This is a genomic window from Halomonas sp. 3D7M, assembly GCF_014897885.1.
In the GTDB taxonomy this organism is placed as follows: domain Bacteria; phylum Pseudomonadota; class Gammaproteobacteria; order Pseudomonadales; family Halomonadaceae; genus Vreelandella.
In genome coordinates this window covers 1-984 of sequence record NZ_JABUZF010000202.1, presented here as the reverse complement: position 1 = coordinate 984, position 984 = coordinate 1, and the positions used below count along the sequence as shown (strand labels likewise).

Here is a 984-nt window from a genome sequence, read left to right as displayed (position 1 = left end):
CAGCAGACGCTGTCCTCCGCCTATCACCACGGTGAGAAGCGTGCTCTACGACGCCGTGCACATGCCATCCTACTGAGCAATCAAGGCCATACGATCAACCAAATTAGCCAGATACTGGAGGTCCGCCGCGACGCCGTATCACGATGGCTCAAACAATGGGAAGCGTCAGGCCTCGATGGATTGATCGACAAGCCCCGCAGTGGTCGCACGCCCGTCTTGGACGAGAGCGATCATCAGCGACTGCAGGAGCTCGTCGCCGAACAGCCTCACCAGATTCGATCCTTGCAGGCCCGTTTTGAAGAAGAGACGGGCAAGACCGTCAGCACGGTGACCCTTCGCCGAGCGTTGAAAAAAAAATGACTTCAGCTTCAAACGTATCCGGCACTCACTCAAAGCATTGCGTGACGAGACGGATTTCCGAAACACCCAAGGCCTCCTCAAGGCACTCCATCAGCAGGAGGACCAGGGTGAGCACGAGCTCTATTACTTTGATGAATCGGGTTTTTCACAATCGTCGTCGGTACCCTATGCGTGGAGTCCCATCGGGCAACCCTGCGAGGTGACCGCCTACTCACACAGCCGAAGGCTGAACGTATTGGGGTTCCTCAGCCGTGCTGGGAAACTGATCTACCACACCACTACCGGGTCAGTGACCACCGAGACGGTCATCGAAGCGTTTGACCAGTTTGTAGCACAGAAAAAAACCGATACCTTCGCTGTTGTGGTGCTCGACAACGCCAGCATGCATCGCTCGCAGGCCTTCAGGCGGAAAATAGTCGAGTGGATGTCGCACCGTGTGCATCTGGTTTACTTATCGGCCTACTCGCCGGAGCTGAATCTGATTGAGATACTGTGGCGTCAGATGAAGTACGCATGGCTGCCGTTGAGTGCTTACCTTTCGTTTGATCACCTCTGTGAAGAGGTACACCGGCTATTGGGTAGCTATGAAGCTGATCACGCGATTAATTTTGAATAAGCACTTAA

1 protein-coding gene is annotated in these 984 nt (G+C 54.4%); it reads left to right on the top strand.

Going from position 1 to position 984, the window contains the following annotated elements; translation table 11 throughout:
- Positions 1-976, top strand: a protein-coding gene (locus INT22_RS11285; RefSeq protein WP_193068245.1) for an IS630-like element ISHsp2 family transposase whose coding sequence is annotated in 2 segments (ribosomal slippage) — positions 1-348 and positions 350-976 — 975 coding nt annotated over the 2 segments. Because the reading frame shifts where the segments join, the coding sequence is not laid out codon by codon here. This gene is flagged as partial in the annotation.
- Between the last annotated feature and the right edge of the window lie 8 nt (positions 977-984).